The sequence below is a fragment of the Streptomyces barkulensis genome (assembly GCF_002843305.1).
GTDB classification, from domain to species: domain Bacteria; phylum Actinomycetota; class Actinomycetes; order Streptomycetales; family Streptomycetaceae; genus Streptomyces; species Streptomyces barkulensis.
On record NZ_PGSG01000053.1, the window covers coordinates 73,511 to 90,201 of the forward strand.

General features: G+C 73.8%; 14 protein-coding genes. 6 read left to right on the forward strand and 8 right to left on the reverse strand.

Going from position 1 to position 16,691, the window contains the following annotated elements:
* The first annotated feature begins 183 nt into the window (after positions 1 to 183).
* Positions 184 to 813 carry a hypothetical protein gene (locus CUT83_RS10905; protein WP_240958279.1) on the forward strand — a complete coding sequence of 210 codons (630 nt, stop codon included), beginning with the start codon at positions 184 to 186 and terminating at the stop codon, positions 811 to 813.
* Between the two features lie 81 nt (positions 814 to 894).
* Here the strand turns inward: CUT83_RS10905 and CUT83_RS10910 are convergent, their stop codons facing one another.
* Entirely contained in the window at positions 895 to 1,467 is a 573-nt protein-coding gene (locus CUT83_RS10910; protein WP_101255654.1) for a cob(I)yrinic acid a,c-diamide adenosyltransferase, read from the reverse strand.
* Positions 1,468 to 1,708: 241 nt separating this feature from the next.
* Between CUT83_RS10910 and CUT83_RS10915 the strand changes: the two genes are divergently transcribed.
* The 3 genes from CUT83_RS10915 (at position 1,709) to CUT83_RS30470 (ending at position 6,017) form a co-directional block, all read left to right on the forward strand.
* Positions 1,709 to 2,557: a 3-hydroxyacyl-CoA dehydrogenase family protein gene (locus CUT83_RS10915; RefSeq protein ID WP_101255655.1), complete on the forward strand. Its 849-nt coding sequence runs from the start codon at positions 1,709 to 1,711 to the stop codon at positions 2,555 to 2,557.
* Positions 2,558 to 2,716: 159 nt separating this feature from the next.
* Positions 2,717 to 3,046 carry an STAS domain-containing protein gene (locus tag CUT83_RS10920; RefSeq protein ID WP_093661921.1) on the forward strand — a complete coding sequence of 110 codons (330 nt, stop codon included), beginning with the start codon at positions 2,717 to 2,719 and terminating at the stop codon, positions 3,044 to 3,046.
* Between the two features lie 178 nt (positions 3,047 to 3,224).
* Complete coding sequence (locus tag CUT83_RS30470) at positions 3,225 to 6,017, forward strand: ATP-binding protein (RefSeq protein ID WP_143688527.1); 2,793 nt, start codon at positions 3,225 to 3,227, stop codon at positions 6,015 to 6,017.
* 91 nt (positions 6,018 to 6,108) lie between these two features.
* On the opposite strand, the gene nucS is transcribed toward CUT83_RS30470, so the two are convergent.
* A complete protein-coding gene (gene nucS / locus CUT83_RS10930) occupies positions 6,109 to 6,780 on the reverse strand; it encodes an endonuclease NucS (protein WP_101255656.1) in 672 nt (223 codons plus the stop codon).
* Positions 6,781 to 7,010: 230 nt separating this feature from the next.
* Here nucS and CUT83_RS10935 point away from each other — a divergent pair, with 230 nt between their 5' ends.
* The gene (locus CUT83_RS10935; RefSeq protein WP_101255657.1) at positions 7,011 to 7,403 is read left to right on the forward strand and encodes an SCO5389 family protein; all 393 of its coding nucleotides are present in this window, start codon (positions 7,011 to 7,013) and stop codon (positions 7,401 to 7,403) included.
* Between the two features lie 48 nt (positions 7,404 to 7,451).
* Here CUT83_RS10935 and CUT83_RS10940 read toward each other — a convergent pair whose 3' ends face one another.
* Positions 7,452 to 8,576: an LLM class flavin-dependent oxidoreductase gene (locus tag CUT83_RS10940; protein ID WP_101255658.1), complete on the reverse strand. Its 1,125-nt coding sequence runs from the start codon at positions 8,574 to 8,576 to the stop codon at positions 7,452 to 7,454.
* A gap of 322 nt (positions 8,577 to 8,898) precedes the next feature.
* Here CUT83_RS10940 and CUT83_RS10945 point away from each other — a divergent pair, with 322 nt between their 5' ends.
* Entirely contained in the window at positions 8,899 to 9,222 is a 324-nt protein-coding gene (locus CUT83_RS10945; protein ID WP_093847645.1) for an Rv1322 family protein, read from the forward strand.
* A 22-nt stretch (positions 9,223 to 9,244) separates the two neighbouring features.
* Here CUT83_RS10945 and CUT83_RS10950 read toward each other — a convergent pair whose 3' ends face one another.
* From CUT83_RS10950 to mce, 5 genes are all read right to left on the reverse strand, one after another.
* Complete coding sequence (locus CUT83_RS10950) at positions 9,245 to 10,015, reverse strand: ABC transporter permease (RefSeq protein WP_240958278.1); 771 nt, start codon at positions 10,013 to 10,015, stop codon at positions 9,245 to 9,247.
* A 183-nt stretch (positions 10,016 to 10,198) separates the two neighbouring features.
* Positions 10,199 to 11,329, reverse strand: a complete 1,131-nt coding sequence (locus CUT83_RS10955; protein WP_101255660.1) for an ABC transporter ATP-binding protein — start codon at positions 11,327 to 11,329, stop codon at positions 10,199 to 10,201.
* A gap of 233 nt (positions 11,330 to 11,562) precedes the next feature.
* Positions 11,563 to 12,504: a coiled-coil domain-containing protein gene (locus CUT83_RS10960; RefSeq protein ID WP_101255661.1), complete on the reverse strand. Its 942-nt coding sequence runs from the start codon at positions 12,502 to 12,504 to the stop codon at positions 11,563 to 11,565.
* A 123-nt stretch (positions 12,505 to 12,627) separates the two neighbouring features.
* Positions 12,628 to 16,011 carry a polarized growth protein Scy gene (gene scy, locus CUT83_RS10965; RefSeq protein WP_101255662.1) on the reverse strand — a complete coding sequence of 1,128 codons (3,384 nt, stop codon included), beginning with the start codon at positions 16,009 to 16,011 and terminating at the stop codon, positions 12,628 to 12,630.
* 148 nt (positions 16,012 to 16,159) lie between these two features.
* On the reverse strand, positions 16,160 to 16,591 hold the full coding sequence (gene mce / locus CUT83_RS10970; RefSeq protein ID WP_101255663.1) for a methylmalonyl-CoA epimerase: 432 nt from the start codon (positions 16,589 to 16,591) through the stop codon (positions 16,160 to 16,162).
* Between the last annotated feature and the right edge of the window lie 100 nt (positions 16,592 to 16,691).

Consider the following 16,691-nt stretch of genomic DNA (forward strand, 5'->3'; position numbering starts at 1 on the left):
GACGGGCGGTGCTCACCCGGCCATCCAACACCGCCGCGCCGGCCGCCCGCCTCCGCGTACGGGCCGGTACGGAAGCGGGCGGGATACATCGAAGGATGCAGTCCGGGATCGTCGCGGCGGACGACGTGCCGGGGCCGGACGGCGGCCAGGCTGGAGGCAGCGAGGGAAGAGGAGTGGTCCGCCGTGGTCGTCACACTGATCATCGCCTGCGAGGTGGCCTTCTGGGTGCTGCTGGCGGCCGGGCTGGTGCTGCGCTACCCCGCCCGGAGACCCCGTCTGGGAGCCGCCGTGCTGCTGTGCGAGCCGCTGCTGGAGGTGGTGCTGCTGGTCGTCACCGCGATCGACCTGAGAAACGGTGCCGAGGGCGACTGGAAGCACGGCCTGGCGGCCGTCTACATCGGCTTCACCGCGGCCTACGGCCACTACATGGTCAAGTGGGCGGACGGCCACTTCGCCCACCGCTTCGCGGGCGGTCCGCCGCCGGTGAGGCCGCCGAAGTACGGGATGGCGCGTGCCGTCCACGAATGGAAGATGTGCGCCCGCTCGGTGCTCGGCGCGATGGTCGCCCTGGCACTGCTCCAGGGCGCGGTCTGGTACGTCGGCGACGCCGGGCGGAGCGAGTCGCTGACGCAGTGGCAGCACAAGATGCTCTTCGTCATCGGCATCAGCGTGGTCATCGCGGCCAGTTACACGATCTGGCCCAAGAAGCCGAAGACGCCCTCCGGCGAACCGCGTGACCCCGCCGGTACCAGGCCCGCCGGTGACGGGCCCGCCGGTACCAGGCCCGCCGGGCGGGAGACGGCCGGGCACTGAAGCCCCGCGCCGGCATCACGCGCCGGAGACGGCAGAGGCCCCCGTCCCCGGAAGGGGGACGGGGGCCTCGGCCTCCGCGCGTCAGCGGTTCTCGCCGGGGACCCAGAGGATGTCGCCCACCTCCTTGTTGGCGGACCTGGCCAGGATGAACAGCAGATCCGACAGCCGGTTGAGGTAGGTGGCCGTCAGACGGTTCATGACCTCGCCGTGCTCCTCCAGCGCCGCCCACGTCGAGCGCTCGGCGCGGCGCACGACCGTGCACGCCTGGTGGAGCAGGGCCGCGCCCGGGGTGCCGCCGGGGAGGATGAAGCTGCGCAGCTTCTCCAGATCGGCCAGGAAGCGGTCGCAGTCCTCCTCCAGCTTGTCGATGTAGCTCTGCCGCACCCGCAGCGGCGGGTACTCGGGGTTCTCGGCCACCGGCGTGGCCAGATCCGCACCCACGTCGAACAGGTCGTTCTGCACCCGGACCAGGACCTTGGTGATCTCCTCGGGCAGGTCGCCGAGCGCGATGGCCACCCCGATCGCGGCGTTGGCCTCGTTGGAGTCGGCGTAGGCGGAGATGCGGGAGTCGGTCTTGGCGGTACGGCTCATGTCGCCGAGGGCGGTGGTGCCGTCGTCGCCGGTGCGCGTGTAGATGCGTGTCAGATTGACCATGGGCCGAGCCTAGCCACGCGCGGGCTCCGCGGAGCGCAGGTGTGCCCACCGTCACGGGGCCCGCCGTGCTCCCCGCCCGCCGCCCCGCCCAACTGCGCACGGCGGGCCGCCGAATGACCCGCGCGAGTGTGATGTCCGCCATGTGAGACGTGACGCGCATCTCTTCCCCGCCCACCGCGCGCTCACGGGCGCTAGGGTCCGCCTGAGAGTCGCACCGCAAAGCCGCAGAGGGGACATACACGTGGCCAAGAAGCTCGCCGTCATCGGAGCCGGACTCATGGGATCGGGCATCGCCCAGGTCTCCGCCCAGGCAGGCTGGGACGTGGTGCTGCGCGACGTCACCGACGAGGCGCTCGGGCGCGGCACGGACGGGATCCGGGCCTCGTACGACAAGTTCGTGTCCAAGGGGAAGCTGACCGCCGAGGACGCGGAGGCGGCACTCGGCCGCATCACCGCCACCACCGACCTCGACGCCGCGTCCGACGCCGACATCGTGGTCGAGGCCGTCTTCGAGCGGATCGACGTCAAGCAGGAGATCTTCCGCACGCTCGACGGTCTGGTGAAGGACGAGGCCGTGCTCGCCTCCAACACCTCCGCCATCCCGATCACCAAGATCGCGGCGGTGACGGAGCGCCCCGAGCGGGTCGTGGGCACCCACTTCTTCTCCCCGGTGCCGATGATGCAGCTGTGCGAGCTGGTGCGCGGGTACAAGACGAGCGACGAAACCCTCGCGGCGGCAAGGGAGTTCGCCGAGGGCGTCGGCAAGACCTGTATCGTCGTCAACCGGGATGTCGCGGGCTTCGTCACCACCCGGCTGATCTCCGCCCTGGTCGTCGAGGCCGCCAAGCTCCACGAGTCGGGCGTGGCGACCGCCGAGGACATCGACATCGCCTGCAAGCTGGGTTTCGGGCACGCCATGGGCCCGCTGGCCACCGCGGACCTCACCGGCGTCGACATCCTGCTGCACGCCACGGAGAACATCTACACCGAGTCGCAGGACGAGAAGTTCGCCCCGCCGGAGGGGATGCGGCGCATGGTGGACGCCGGGGACATCGGCCGCAAGAGCGGCCAGGGCTTCTACCGCTACTGAACGGACCCGTACGGCACACAGGCGGGTCGCCCCTACGGGTGAATTCGGCGCCGATTCGGCGGCGGACGGCAACTCCGCCGCCGAACAGGCGGTCAGTTGTGGTGAGACATAGGCAGACAGCAGTCACAGACGGACCACTTCTTTTCCGGGGGAGCGGATATGCACATCAGGGGCGACCACGCTGAACTGGTCGTCGGAGGTCGCCTCGACGTCCGCAGCGCGGCGGACGCCCGTTCGGTCCTGCACACCGCGGTCGACTCCGGAGAGGGCGATCTCGTGCTGGACCTCGCCGAGCTGGACTCCTGGGACGCCACCGGTCTCGGCGTGATCATGGGCGCGCACCGGCGGGCGGGCCGGTGCGGGCGCCGCCTCGTCCTGCGGGACGTACCGCCCCAGATGCAGCGCCTGCTGGTGGCCACCCGTCTGCACCGCATCCTGGCCATCGAGGGAGGCGGGCTCGCCGAGGGCGGAACCCTGACCAAGCCATAACTATTGGGTCAGGGCTCCCGCCCGGGCTTGCCCCCACGCCCGGGCCAGGCAATAGGGTTCTGGAACCCGCCGCCTACACTGCGCTGCGGACGGCCACCGGACCACGAGCGAAGGCCAGCGTACGGTCGGCCCTGGAGAGCTGAGCTTCGAGTACGCACCGCATCTGGGGGCACCCACCATGGACCCGAACGACCGGGGACCCGAGGAACAGGACAGCGGGAGCACCACCCGCGCGATCCCGCTCATAGCGGGCGAGTACCTGCTGACCGTCAATCCCGTCGACGGCAGCGAGATCGAGCCCTGCCCGCCCGGCGAGCACCCCGGCGCGCCCCGCAGGCGCACCCCTGAGTCCCGCGCCGAGCGGGAGCGTGCCGCCGTGGCCCCGCTCCCGACCGGAATCTCCCTGCCCGACCTGCCGCTGCTGGAGCGCACGGCGGAGCGCGAGCGCCTCCTCCAACTGCTCAGGCGCGGACGCTCGGTCCGGCTCACCGGGGCGCCCGGCTCCGGACGCAGCTCCCTGCTGGCCGCCGTCGCCACCGAGTGCGCCGACCTCGCCCCGGACGGCGTCATCCGGCTCAGCGGCTGCCGGCGCACGGCCTCGGACGTGCTGTACGAACTGTTCGCCGCGGTCCACGACGCGCCCCGGCACCGGCCCGACCGCGCCGAGCTGGAGGAGGCGGTGCGCGGCGTGGGAGCGATCGTCCTGCTGGACGACGCCGAGTTCGGCGGTCAGGCGCTCGACTCCCTCCTCGACGCCACCCCCGAGTGCGCCTTCCTGATCGCGGCCGCGCCCGGCTCCCCCGCGCCCTCCGCAGACGCGCCCCTGGAGGAGGTCGCCCTCTCGGGCATCAGCCGCGCCGCCTGCCGGGAGCTGATGGAGCACATCGTCCGCCGCCCGCTGACCGAGGACGAGGCGGGCTGGGTCGGGGATCTGTGGTTCGAGTCCGAGGGACTGCCGCTGCGCTTCGTCCAGGCCGGCGCGCTGCTGCGGCAGCGCGACGCGGAGGCGGAGGCCGCGCGGACCGCGGCCGACGGCGGCGGTGACGGTGACGGAGCCGCCGGTGGTGACGGTGGCGACGGCGGTGACGGTGGTGAGGCGGACACCGAGGACGCCGGGAGCGCCGAGGGGAACGGCCCGGCCGGCGCACCGCTGCCCACGCTGGCCGAGGGCGCGGCCCCCGCCGCCCTTCTGGCCGCCCGGCTGTCCGAGAGCACCCGCGAGGTGCTGCGCTTCGCCGTGGCGCTCGGCGGCGTGCTGCCGCACCCGGCCCATCTGCCCGCGCTGGTGGACGACGCCGACGCCGACGCCTCCCTGGGCGAGCTGCTCGCCTGCGGCCTGGTCACCACCGCCGGCACGTACTACCGGCTCGCCCCGGACGTGACCGGGCAACTGGCCGACGCCGGATACGCCGACGGAGCCGACGACCGCGCCCGTACCGCCGCCCAGCACTACGCCTGGTGGACCGGCCACCCCTCGGTCACCCCGGAGCGGGTGGCGCAGGAGGCCGAGGCGGTGCTCGCCGCCGTCCAGGGCGCCCGGCGCGGCGGCCACGCGAGCGCGGCCGTGCTGCTGGCCCGTACCGCCGCGCCCATCCTCGCCGCCTCGCTGCACTGGGGCCCCTGGGAGCGGATCCTGCGCGGCGGGCAGGAGGCGGCGCGTACGGCGGGTGAGGTCGCCGAGGAGGCGTACTTCCACCACGACCTCGGCGTGCTCGCCCTGTGCACCGGCCACCTGGACCGGGCCCGCGCCGAACTCGAGGCCTCCATCGGGCTGCGCGGAGTGCTCGCGGACCGCCGGGGCACGGTCGCCGGACGGCGTGCGCTGGCCCTGGTCGAGGACCGCTTCACGATCGAGGCCGAGGGCGGCCCGGACAAGGCGGCCGGGGGATTCGGGGACGGCGGGAAGGCCCTCGGCGGGTCGCTGCCGGCCGTCGCCGTACCGCCCGCCGCGCCCGACGCCTCCACCCCGCCCGCGCTCCCCAGACGCCAGAGCACGGCGAAGCCGCCCGGGGCCTCCGTACCGCGGCCCGTGGCGCCGGCCGCGGCACAGACCCCCTCCGGACCGCAGAGCACCGGCAGCACGCCGGCGCTCGACAAGCTTCCGCCCGCCCTGGCGGTTCCGCCGGTGACGGTGGGCAGCGCCTTCGACGAGACTCCCGGCGGCGGCACTTTCGGCAGCGAGGCGCTGACCCGGCCGACGCCGCTGGCACGGACCGCGCACGGCGCGGACGGCCCGGACGACGGCCGCCGCGGCCCGCGCGGGCTCGCCCTCCGTGGAGCCCGGCGCAACGTCTTCGCGGCGGGCGCGGGCGCGCTGCTGGCCGCGCTGGTGGGCACGGTCGTCACGATCGGCATGACCTCGGGGAGCGAGGAGCCCGCCGGCAGCGTCAACCCGGCGGTCACCTCCCGGGAGGACGACGGCATCACCGTCGACGAACCCGCGCCGAGCTCCAGCGACGAGCGGGGGAAGAAGCCGGGGGCGAGCAGCGCGCCGGCCGTCCCCGGCGGACCGTCCGGCAGCGGGACGGGCTCGGCCTCTCCGGAGACCTCCGAGTCGGATGAAGCGTCCGAGGAGACGGAGGAGGAGAACGGCACGACCTCCGGGGGCGGAGGGGAGGACACCGAGAAGCCCGGTGGGTCGACCACCTCGGGCGGCGGTTCGGGCGGTGCAGGTGGTTCGGAGTCCGGTGGCTCGGATTCCGGCGGCACGGAGTCCGGTGGTTCGGAGTCCGGTGGCACGGGCTCTGGTGGCACGGAGTCCGGTGGTTCGGAGTCCGGTGGCTCCGATTCCGGCGGCACGGAACCCGGGGGCTCCGACTCCCCGTCCCCGTCCCCGTCCACATCCACTCCCTCTGAGCCGACGACGGGCGGAGCCGGCGGGAGCGTCACAGCCAGTGGGACCGCGTCGAACACCGCCGCGCCGAGCAGCGGTCAGGCGTCCCAGGAGTCCACGGAGAGCCCGCTCATCTGACCCGGAGCCCGTAAGCCACGCACGCCGGGGCCGCAGCCGCGCTCGAAGCGCGGTCGCGGCCCCGGCGTGCGTACCGGGCAGGCCGGAGTGGTCAGAACAGCCGCAGCTTGTCGTCCTCGATGCCGCGCAGCGCGTCGTAGTCGAGGACGACGCAGTCGATGCCGCGGTCCGTGGCCAGCACGCGCGCCTGCGGCTTGATCTCCTGTGCCGCGAACACCCCCCGGACCGGGGAGAGGTGGGGGTCGCGGTTGAGCAGTTCCAGATAGCGGGTGAGCTGCTCGACGCCGTCGATCTCGCCGCGTCGCTTGATCTCGATCGCGACGGTGGTCCCCTCCGCGTCCCGGCACAGGATGTCCACCGGTCCGATGGCGGTGGGGTACTCACGCCGTATCAGCGACCAGCCCTCGCCGAGGGTCTCCATTCGGTCAGCGAGGAGTTCCTGAAGGTGTGCCTCCACACCGTCCTTGATCAGGCCGGGATCGACGCCGAGTTCGTGCGAGGAGTCGTGCAGGACCTCCTCCATGGTGATGATGAGTTTCTCCCCCGTTTTGTTGACCACCGTCCAGACGCCGACGCCGTTCTCCTCGCCCTCCTTGAGGGTGCATGGCGGAGACATCCAGTTGAGGGGCTTGTAGGCCCTGTCGTCCGCATGGACCGAGACCGATCCGTCGGCCTTCACCAGGATGAGGCGGGGGGCCGAGGGGAGGTGGGCGGTGAGCCTTCCGGCGTAGTCCACGGAGCAGCGGGCGATGACGAGACGCATGGTCGGTCACGCTACTGGACGACGGGCGGTCCACGCGATTCGCCCCTGCTTCTCCCTGTTCGATCACCGTTCGGGCGTGGCCGGTTGTGTGCCCACGAGCCTGGTGCGGCGGTACGCGCGGGCATAACGTTGCAGCCTGGGGGTCGCCGTACGAGATCGTCCGATTACGCGCAGCCCCGGCATTCCGTCCCTGAGGTCCCGGTATGTCCGGGATCGCGAGAGGAGAACTCATGTCGCTCGACGTCTCACCGGCCCTCCTGGAGCAGGCCGAGCGAGGCGAGGTCGATGAGGCGGCCTTCGTCGACTGCGTCCGTACGTCCCTGCCCTACGCATGGGACATGATCAGTTCTCTGGTGGCCCGACTCAGGGTGGACGGCGGGGAGTTCGCCGACAACCAGACGCCCCCGCCGGACGAGCGGGCGCGGGGCCAGCTGCTGCGCGCACTCGCCAGCGACGCGATACGCGGCGCGCTGGAGCGCCACTTCGGGGTGAGACTGGCCTTCCAGAACTGCCACCGGGTCGCGGTCTTCCCGCTGGACTCCTCCGTGGACGAGCGGCTCGCACGCTTCACCTCCGTCCGCGGCCAGCTCCTCAACCAGTCGCCGGAACTGCGCGACTGCTGATCGCGGGCGGACGGTGAGCGGGTGGGCGGCGAGCGGGCGGGCGGCCGGTCAGGGTGCCGTGCCCGTCCCCGTGCCCTCGTCGTCCGGCGCTGTTCCCGGCGCTGTTCCCGGCGTTGTGTCCGACGGTGCGGGAGCTGCCGCTGCTCGGGGGAGGAGCGGCAGCACCTCGGAACCCAGCCGCCAGATGTTCAGTTCGGTGGCGGCCAGGTCGCCGGAGCCCTCGGCCAGCAGCGCGAACCGGCCGATCCCGGTCCGTTCGGCGGTGGCCGTGAGCCGGTCCGCGCACAGTCGCGGCGGGCCGACCGGGTGCAGCGAGCACAGCAACTCGGTGTAGGCGAGCGGGTCGCGCATCGAACGCGCCCGGCCGTCCACGGTCGTATGGGCCTCCAACCCCTGCCGCAGCCAGCCGGGCATCGCCTTGGTGAGCGTCTCCACGGCCTCGTCGCGGGTGTCGGCCACCTGCGCCACCCCGGCCGACACGTGCCCGGCCGCCGCCACGGCCTCCGGGTCCGCTCCCGCCGCCAGCGCCTCGCGCCGCCACAGGGCGACCATGTCCGCCTTCTCCTCGTCCCCGCAGTGCATCCCCAGCAGCATCGGCAGCCCGCGCGCCGCGGCCAGCCGCACGGAGCCGGGGGAGGTGCAGGCGATCAGCACGGGCGGCGCCTCCGGCCCGCCGAGGCCCTGGTCCGGGCGCGGTACGACGGGGACCTCGCGGAAGTGGTAGCGCTCGCCGTCCGCGCCGACGCGCGGCTCGCGCAGCCAGCGCAGCAGCAGGTCCAGCGACTCGGGGAAGCCCCGTTCGTACGCCTCGACGCCGCCGCCGAAGACCTCCAGGTCCACCCAGGGGCCGCCGCGGCCGACGCCGAGGGTGAACCGGCCGCCGGAGACGAGGTGCAGCAGCGCGGTCTGCTCGCCCAGGGCGACCGGATGCACGGTGGGGAGCACGCTCACGGCCGTGCCCACCCCGATGCGCCGGGTGCGCCCCAGCAGCAGCGCGGCCAGGGTGATCGCCGAGGGGCAGACCCCGTAGGGGACGAAGTGGTGCTCGGCCACCCACACGGAGTCCAGGCCGGCCCGCTCGGCGGCCTCCGCGGAGCGCAGGGCGCGGTGGAGCGCCTCTCCCTGCCCCTGCCCCGGGAACTGCCCCGCCGGCACGAAAGTCCCGATGTGCATCGCCACAGCCTCCTGCCCGGTACCGGGACCGCCCCGGCGCCGTCCCGGCACCGCCGCGCGGCGGTGCCGGGACGGCGCCGGGGCGGTCTGCGGCGGCCCTCCGAACGGACCGCCGGACGGTCCCCTTGAGGCAACAACGCCTGACACGTGCCAAGGGCACGGCCTGCCGGGAATCCGCCGGGAATTTTTTCGGACCGCACGGGAGGGCGAGGGGGAGAGGCGCCGCGGGTGCGCGGCACAAGGCCGCCCGCGACCTGCGTAGGCTGGACGGAGCAGTCCGCCGACGGGCCCCGAAGGCCCCCGAGACCACGTGAGGTGCCTGTTGTCCCCGCGTCGAAACCGCCCGCGCGGCGGTGGCAGGTCCGCCCGCCGCGACGGGGAGGCGGACGGCCGCTACGGCATGGAGAACACCGACGAGTGGCGCGGCGAGGAGTGGGTGGTGCGGCAGGTCAGCGGACAGTCCGCGGCCAAGCACTACCGCTGCCCCGGCTGCGACCAGGAGATCCCGCCCGGGGTGCCGCACGTGGTGGCCTGGCAGCGCGAGGGGCGGGTGGACGACCGGCGGCACTGGCACCGGGCGTGCTGGAACGCCAGGGACCGCCGGAGCGCGCGGCTCCAGCGGTCCCGTCAGGCCCCCAGGTACTGACCTTGCGGGGTGGCGGCGCCCGTCAGACGTCGCGGGTGGAGATGCGGGCGTACGCGCCGGTCAGCGCGGCGAGCGTGACGCCCGCCAGCAGCCACAGCAGCGGCCACCCGGTGTCGGCCGAACCGCCCTCGAACGGGATGCGGAACAGCGAGGACAGGCCGTTGAGCACCGAGTACTCGCGCAGTTTCCCGCCGAACTCCCGCACGCTCTCGGTGAAGAGGAACAGCGAGACGATGAAGGGCAGCAGCACCAGCCCGATCATGGTGGTGATCGCGCCCGGGGTGCTGCGCAGCAGCGTGCCGACCGCCAGCGACAGCAGGCCCAGCAGCGCCACGTAGAGCGCGGCGCCGACCGTCGCGCCCAGCCACTCGCCGGCGGACGCGACGGCCTGCCCGGTGGCGGCCGTCTCCTCGTTGAGCATCCGCGGGTCGATGTACTCGGGGACGGGCTTGCCCTCGATCATCGCCGTCTGGACCAGCGCGGTCAGCGTGCAGGCGGCCAGCGTCACCGTGAAGGACAGCAGGAAGAAGACCAGAGCCTTGGCGAGCAGCACCCGGCCGCGCTGCGGGCAGGCGGTGAGGGTGGTGCGGATCATCCCGGTGCTGTACTCGGAGGTGATCACCAGCACCCCGAGCGTGATCACGCACAGCTGGCCCAGCATCAGGCCGAAGAAACCCCCGGCCAGCACCGGCATCTCCAGGGTGTCCTGGCCGCCGAGGGCGAAGGCCGTGAGGAGGCCGATGCCGAGGACGAGGACGAACATCACCGCGAGCGTCCACACCGTCGAGCGCACCGAGCGGATCTTGGTCCACTCCGAGGCGACGGCGTGCCCGAGACGGGTGCGCCGGACCGGGATCGGCGAGGCGTAGCCGTGGCCGCCGGGGGGCGGGCCGGAGGGCGCCTGCGACGCGGCCCGGGGGGGCGTCCGGCTGCGCGGGGGGTACGGGGGGCACGGCCTGGCTCGGCTGGGGAGTGCTCATCGGGCGTCCTCGCTGTCACGCTCGGTCGGGTCGGCGGGGGCGGGTACCGGCGCGGCCGCGGGCGGCTGCGGCGGCTGCCAGGTCTGCTGCGGCGTTACCGCGTACGGGTTGGGCTGTCCGGGGGCCTGTCCCGGCACCGGCGCCGCGTACCCCGCCGGCGGGCCCGCGTACCCCGCCGGCGGCTGCGCCAGGAGCCCGGCCCGCGTGTCCTCGGTGGACCGGTAGTCCACCGCGCCCTGCGTCATGCGCATGTACGCCTCCTCCAGGGAGGCCGAGTGCGGGGAGAGTTCCCACAGCCGTACGTCCGCCCCGTGCGCCAGGTCGCTGATCCGCGGCAGCGGCAGCCCGGACACCCGCAGCGCACCGTCCGGCTCCGGCCGGACGTGGCCGCCGGCCTCGGCGAGGGCGGCGGTCAGCTTGTCGCGCTGCTCCGGTGCGCCGTCGGGGGTGCGGACCCGGGCGAACTCGGCGGAGTTGTGCGCGATGAAGTCCTTCACGGACATGTCCGCGAGCAGCTGGCCGCGGCCGATGACGATCAGATGATCGGCCGTCAGGGCCATCTCGCTCATCAGATGGCTGGAGACGAAGACCGTGCGCCCCTCGGACGCCAGCCTCTTCATCAGGTTGCGGATCCAGAGGATGCCCTCCGGGTCCAGGCCGTTGACCGGCTCGTCGAACAGCAGCACCTGCGGGTCGCCCAGCAGCGCCGCCGCGATGCCCAGCCGCTGGCCCATGCCGAGGGAGAAGCCCTTGGAGCGCTTCTTCGCCACGTCCCGCAGGCCCACGACGCCCAGCACCTCGTCCACGCGCCGCGCGGGGATGCCGGAGAGCTGCGCCAGGCAGAGCAGGTGGTTGTAGGCGCTGCGCCCGCCGTGCACCGCCTTGGCGTCCAGCAGGGCACCCACCTGCCGGGGCGCGTTGGGGAGCCTGCGGTACGGGTGGCCGCCGATGGTCACGTGCCCCTCGGTGGGGGCGTCCAGACCCAGGATCATCCGCATGGTGGTGGACTTCCCCGAGCCGTTGGGCCCCAGGAAGCCGGTGACCATCCCCGGCCTCACCTGGAAGGAGAGGTTGTACACGGCCGTCTTCGCGCCGTAGCGCTTCGTCAGGCCGACTGCTTCGATCATGCTTCTTCCGCCCCTGCTGGCCGTCGCGGTCCGGGTGCTGGGCCCCCGTCTTGGACCAGGAGGCTACCGGGAGGGGTTCGGTTCCCGTCCGCCCGTGGGGCTCCTGCGGGACGTGCGTGGGGCGCGGCGCCCGTGAGAGGCGGTGGTGGAAGACGGCGGCGCCCCGCACCGCACAAGGGCGGTACGGGGCGCGGTGTCCCCCGTCTGCCGGCGCCGCCGGCCCGTGTCCGGCCTCAGCGCGACTGCTGGGCGGGAACGCCCAGCGACTCCTCGCCGCCGTCGGTGTTCGGCTGCCCGGTCGCGGCGACGGCCGCGCCGGTGAGCGTGGCCAGCATCTCGCGGACGTTGGTGAGCTGGGCGTTGATGCTGTCGCGGCGGTTGGTGAGAGCGGCCAGCTCGCGCTCGGACTCGCTGCGGATGCGGTCGGCCTTGGCGTTGGCGTCGGCCACGATGTCCTCGGCCTGGCGCTGGGCGGTCTCCACCGTCTGGCGGGCGCGGCGCTCGGCGTCGGTGCGCAGCTTCTCGGCCTCCAGGCGGAGCTGCTCGGCGCGGTGCTCGATCTCCGCCAGCCGCTTCTCGGCCTTGGCCTGACGGGAGGCCAGGTCGCGCTCGGACTGCTCGCGGCGCTTGGCCAGGTTGGTCTCGAAGTCGGCGGCGGCCTGCGCGGCCTTGGCCCGGGTGTCCTCGAAGAGGGCGTCGGCCTCCTCGCGCTTGGCCTGGGCGTCCTTCTGCGCGTCCGCACGCAGCGTGGCGGCCTCACCCTTGGCCTTCTCGACGATCCGGGCTCCCTCGTCCTCCGCCTTGGCCTTGCGGTCGGAGGCGTACGACTCGGCGTCGTTGCGCACCTGCTGCGCGGCGGACTCGGCCAGCTCCCGGTGCTGCTCGGCGGCCCGGCGGGCCTCCTCGCGCAGGTCCTTGGCCTCCTCCTCGGCGAGACGGAGGATCTTCTCGACACGGGCGCCCAGTCCGGCGTACGAAGGCTCGGAGTCGTTGATCTGCGCCTGTGCGTTCTGCGTCTCGAGGTGCAGCTCCTCGATTCGCTTCTCCAGCGAGGCGATACGGGCCAGTGCGTTGTCACGGTCGGCGACGAGCTTCGCGATGCGGTCGTCCACCTGACCGCGGTCGTAGCCGCGCCGCACGAGCTCGAAGCCGAAGGGAGAGGTGTTGTCGCTCATGGGGTTCCTGTCGGTCAGACGGGGTCGGACGGGAGAGTGATAGAGGGAATCCTAGGGGGGAAAACGGCGTGTCTTCGAGAAGATGCCGGTTTGATATGCAGAATGTACGCCCGTTCGAGTGGCTCAGTTCTTGCCCTGTTTGCCGCCGCCATGCGCCGCTCCCGCTCCCGCACCGGCCTTGACCGCTCCGTTCGATCCCCCGTCAGAACCCTTTCCCCCCTTGCCGTCCTTGTCGGACTTGCCCTTACCGGGTGACTCGAAGGACTCCAGTGCCTCCAGCACGTCCTGCACGCGCGAGATCTCGGCGTTGATGTCCTCGCGACGGCGGGTCAGCACATCCAGCTCGCGCTTGCCCTTCTCCAGGGTCCGCTTCGCCTCGGCCTCCGCCTCGGCGAGCACCTTCTCGGCCTCCCGGACGATCGCGGCCTTCTTCTGCTCGGCCTCCTTGAGCAGCCCCTCGGCCTTGCGCACCGCGGCGATACGGACCCTGCTCGCCTCGGAGTCGGCCTCCGAGCGGGTCCGACGGGCCTTCTCCTGAGCCTCGGCCAACTGCTCCTCGGCCGCCTTCACCAGCTTGTCCACACGCTCGCCGGCGGACCGCATCGCCTCCGCGGCCTCCCGGCGCGCCCGCTCGTGCAGCTCCTCGACCTCGGCCTCGGTGCGCGAGCGCAGCTCCTCGGCCCGCTCCCGGATGGCGCTCGCGTCGCGGCGGGCCTCCTCCAGCATGGTGTCGGAGTCGCTGCGGGACTTCTCCACCAGCGAGGTGCTCTCGGTCCGCGCCCCGGCCACCAGCCGCTCGGCCTCCTTGCGGGCGGCGCCCACCATGGTGTCCGCCTGCTCCTCGGCGGACGCCGCGATGCGTACGGCCTCCTCGCGGGCCTCGGCGACCAGCCGGTCGGCCTGCTCGGCCGCCTCGCCCAGCCGGCGCGCCGCCGCCTCACGGGCCTCGTCCCGTACGCGGTCGGCCTCGGAGCGCGTGCGCTCGGCCTCCTCGTCGGCGGTGGCCCGGACCCGGTCCGCCTCGGCGATCGCCTCCGAAACGGTGCGCTCCGCCAGTGACTTGGCGGCGTCCGTCTCCTCCTTCGCCTCCTGGCGCAGGGTGGCCGCGGCATGCTCGGCCGCGGAGCGCAGACCGGCGATCTCCTCCTCGGCCTGCTGGTGCAGTCCCGCGACCGAGTCGCGCACCTGCTGGGCCTTCTGCTCGGCGGCGGAGACCAGTTCGGCGGCCCGCCGCTCGGCCTCGGCCACCAGCCGCTCGGCCTCCGCCTGCGCCTCCTCGACCCGCTTGCGGGCCGAGGCGAGCAACTCCTCGCTCTGCTCCCGGGCCTGGGCCCGCTCCCGGTCCGCCTCCTGGCGGGCGCCGGTGAGCAGTTCCTCGGCCTCGCGGCGGCGCCTGGAGGCCTCCTCCTGGGCGGCGGTCAGCGCCTCGGCTGCCTCGGCGCCCATCCGCTCGGCGGCGGCGTCCGCCTCCGCCCGCACCCGGTCGGCGGTCTCCTGCGCCTCCGCGCGCAGCCGCTCGGCCTCGGTCGCCGCCTCGGTGCGCAGCCGCACCGCCACGGCCTCGCCCTCGGCGCGGGCCTGAGCGGCGTCGGAGACCGCCTCGGTGCGCAGCCGCTCGGACTCCTCCTCGGCCTGCTCGCGCAGGGCGCGCAGCCGCTGTGCCGACTCCGTGCGCAGCCGCTCGGTCTCGGCGCGGGTCTCCTCGCGCAGCCGCTCGGCCTCCTCGTGGGCCCCGCGCAGCTCCTCCTCGGCGGCGGTCAGCCGCTGCTCGGCCTCCTCGCGCAGCCGCTCCAGCTCCGCGTCGGCCTCGGCGCGGCGTGCGGCGACGGCCTCCTCGGCCTCCTCGCGCAGCCGCCGGCCGGCCTCCTCGGCCTCGGCGCGGGCCCGCTCGGCCTGCTGCTCGGCCGCCGTCCGCAGTTCCTCGGCCTCGGCGCGGGCCCGCTCCAGGGCCTCCTCGGCCTGGCGGCGCAGGGCGGTGGCCCGCTCGATCGCCTCGGTGCGCACCCGCTCGCCCTCGGTCACCGCGGCGCCGCGGGTCTCCTCGGCGTCCGCCTTGGCCTGGCTGAGCAGTTCCTCGGCGCGGCTGGCGGCCTCCTCGATCTGCTGGACGGCCTCGCGGCGGGCCTCACCGCGGATCCGCTCGCCCTCCTCGACCGCGTCGGCGCGCAACTGCTCGGCCTCGCCGCGCAGCCGCCGCGCGTCCTCCTGGAGCTCGACGGTCTTGGCGCGGTACTCCTCGGTGTCGTCCTTGGCCGCACCCTTGAGCTGCTCGGCCAGATCGTGCGCCTCGGCGCGCAGCCGGTCGGCCTCCGCCTCGGCCTCCGCGCGCAGCCGCTCGGCCTCCTCGGTGGCGGCCCGGGTGGTGGCCTTGGCCTCCTCGGACGCCTTGGTGAGCACCTCCTCGGCGGTGCGCGCGGCCTCGGCGAGCTGGGCGGCCGACTCCTCGGCCGACTTGGCGCGGGCGCTCTCGCGGGCCTCGGCGATCAGCCGCTCGGCCTCGGCGCGGGCGTCGGCCCGCACCTGCTCGGCCTCGGCCTCGGCGGCCTCGGCGTCCTTGGTGGCCTCGGCGACCATGCGCGCGATCTCGGCCTTGGCGGTACGCCCGCGCTGCTCGTTCTCCGACTCGGCGTCGGCCAGCCGCTTCGCGGCGGCCTCGCGTGCCTCGGCCAGGACGCGGTCGGCCTCGGCGCGGGCCTCGCGCAGCGCCGTCTCGGCCTCCTGCATCCGCTGCTCGGCCTGGCGGGCCAGCGCGGTGGCCTCGCGGCGGGCGGTCTCGGACTCGGCGGCGGTGGAGGTGCGCAGCCGCTCGGCGTGCTCGGTGGCCTCCTGCGCCTGGGTGGAGGCCGCGTTCAGCAGCCGCTCGGCGTCCGCGCGGGCCCGGCGCAGCACCTGTTCGGCCTCGGCCTTGGCGGCCTCCGCCTCCGAGTTCAGGCGCTGGCGGGACTGTTCGGTCAGCCGCTGCACCTCGGCGCGGGCCGCGGCCAGGGTCTGCTCGGCCTCGGCCCGCGCCTCGTCCGTCAGCCGGCGGGCCTGCGACTCGCTGCGGGCGCGCAGCTGCTCGGCCCAGGCGACGTTCTCGTTGACGTGCGACTCGACGGTCGCGCGGCGCTCGGCCAGCTCCTCGTCCAGCCGCTGGCGCCGGGCGACCGCCTCGGCGTGCAGCTCGGCCTCCATACGGGCCTGCCGCTCGGCGTGCTCCTGGAGGATCCGCTGGGTCTGGGCCCGGGCCTCGCGCAGCTCGCGCTCGGCGTCGGCGCGCAACTGCTCGGCCTGTGCCTGGGCGTTGCGCAGCAACTGCTCGGCCTGGTGCGACAGGTTGTCGTAGCCGGCCGGGCGCGCGGCGAGAGCGCGGCGCGCCTCGTGCAGCTTGGCGCGCAGCACTTCGACCTGGTAGCCGAGGTCGTCGGCGTGGTCGACCGCCTTGTCCCGCTCGTCCTTCAGCCGCTTCATCTCGGCTTCGAGCTGAGAGAGGTGGTCGTCAGCCTCGTAGCGGTCGTAGCCCCGCACTGCGCGGTCCCATCCGTCCCCTGGTCGTGGTGAAGGTGAACTGACCCTTCGGAGAAATGGTGTCAGATCATCGGCGGAACATGGGACGGGCCCCTGCCGGCCCGCAGCCCCGGCCGAACGGCCACTCTACCGGCCGGGGGAGCGGTCGTCAGTGGTGTGAGGAAGCGGAGGTGACCAGTTCTGTGAGCACGCCGTGGCAGTCCTTGGGGTGGAGGAAGGTGATCCGCGACCCCATCGAACCGGTGCGCGGCTCGTCGTACAGCACCCGGACGCCCTTGTCCCGGATCGCCTCGGCCTCGCCGTCGACGTCCGCGGTGCCGAAGGCGATGTGGTGCACGCCCTCACCGTTCTTCGCCAGCCACTTGGCCACCGTGGAGTCGTCGCGGGTCGGTTCCAGGAGCTGGAGGTAGGAGGCGCCGCCGTCGTCCGTGCCGTTGATCCGCAGCATGGCCTCGCGCACCCCCTGCTCCTCGTTCACCTCGGTGTGGAACACCTCGAAGCCGTAGGTGGCACGGTAGAACTCCACCGTCTTGTCCAGGTCGAAACAGGCGATACCGATGTGGTCGATGCGCGTCAGCATGGAAGACAGTGCACCGTCTCGGAGTGTGGTTACGCAACGTGCGCACGGTCACACCGACCGACCGGTGACCGGGGGCGGTACCGCTCAGTACATTGGCGAT

Excerpts from the sequence above, each read along its gene's own strand:
- CUT83_RS10910 (WP_101255654.1), bottom strand. The coding sequence starts at position 1,467 with ATGGTCAATCTGACACGCATCTACACGCGCACCGGCGACGACGGCACC.
- CUT83_RS10920 (WP_093661921.1), top strand. The coding sequence starts at position 2,717 with ATGCACATCAGGGGCGACCACGCTGAACTGGTCGTCGGAGGTCGCCTC.
- CUT83_RS30470 (WP_143688527.1), top strand. The coding sequence starts at position 3,225 with ATGGACCCGAACGACCGGGGACCCGAGGAACAGGACAGCGGGAGCACC.
- nucS (WP_101255656.1), bottom strand. The coding sequence starts at position 6,780 with ATGCGTCTCGTCATCGCCCGCTGCTCCGTGGACTACGCCGGAAGGCTC.
- CUT83_RS10935 (WP_101255657.1), top strand. The coding sequence starts at position 7,011 with ATGTCGCTCGACGTCTCACCGGCCCTCCTGGAGCAGGCCGAGCGAGGC.
- CUT83_RS10940 (WP_101255658.1), bottom strand. The coding sequence starts at position 8,576 with ATGCACATCGGGACTTTCGTGCCGGCGGGGCAGTTCCCGGGGCAGGGG.
- CUT83_RS10955 (WP_101255660.1), bottom strand. The coding sequence starts at position 11,329 with ATGATCGAAGCAGTCGGCCTGACGAAGCGCTACGGCGCGAAGACGGCC.
- CUT83_RS10960 (WP_101255661.1), bottom strand. The coding sequence starts at position 12,504 with ATGAGCGACAACACCTCTCCCTTCGGCTTCGAGCTCGTGCGGCGCGGC.
- mce (WP_101255663.1), bottom strand. The coding sequence starts at position 16,591 with ATGCTGACGCGCATCGACCACATCGGTATCGCCTGTTTCGACCTGGAC.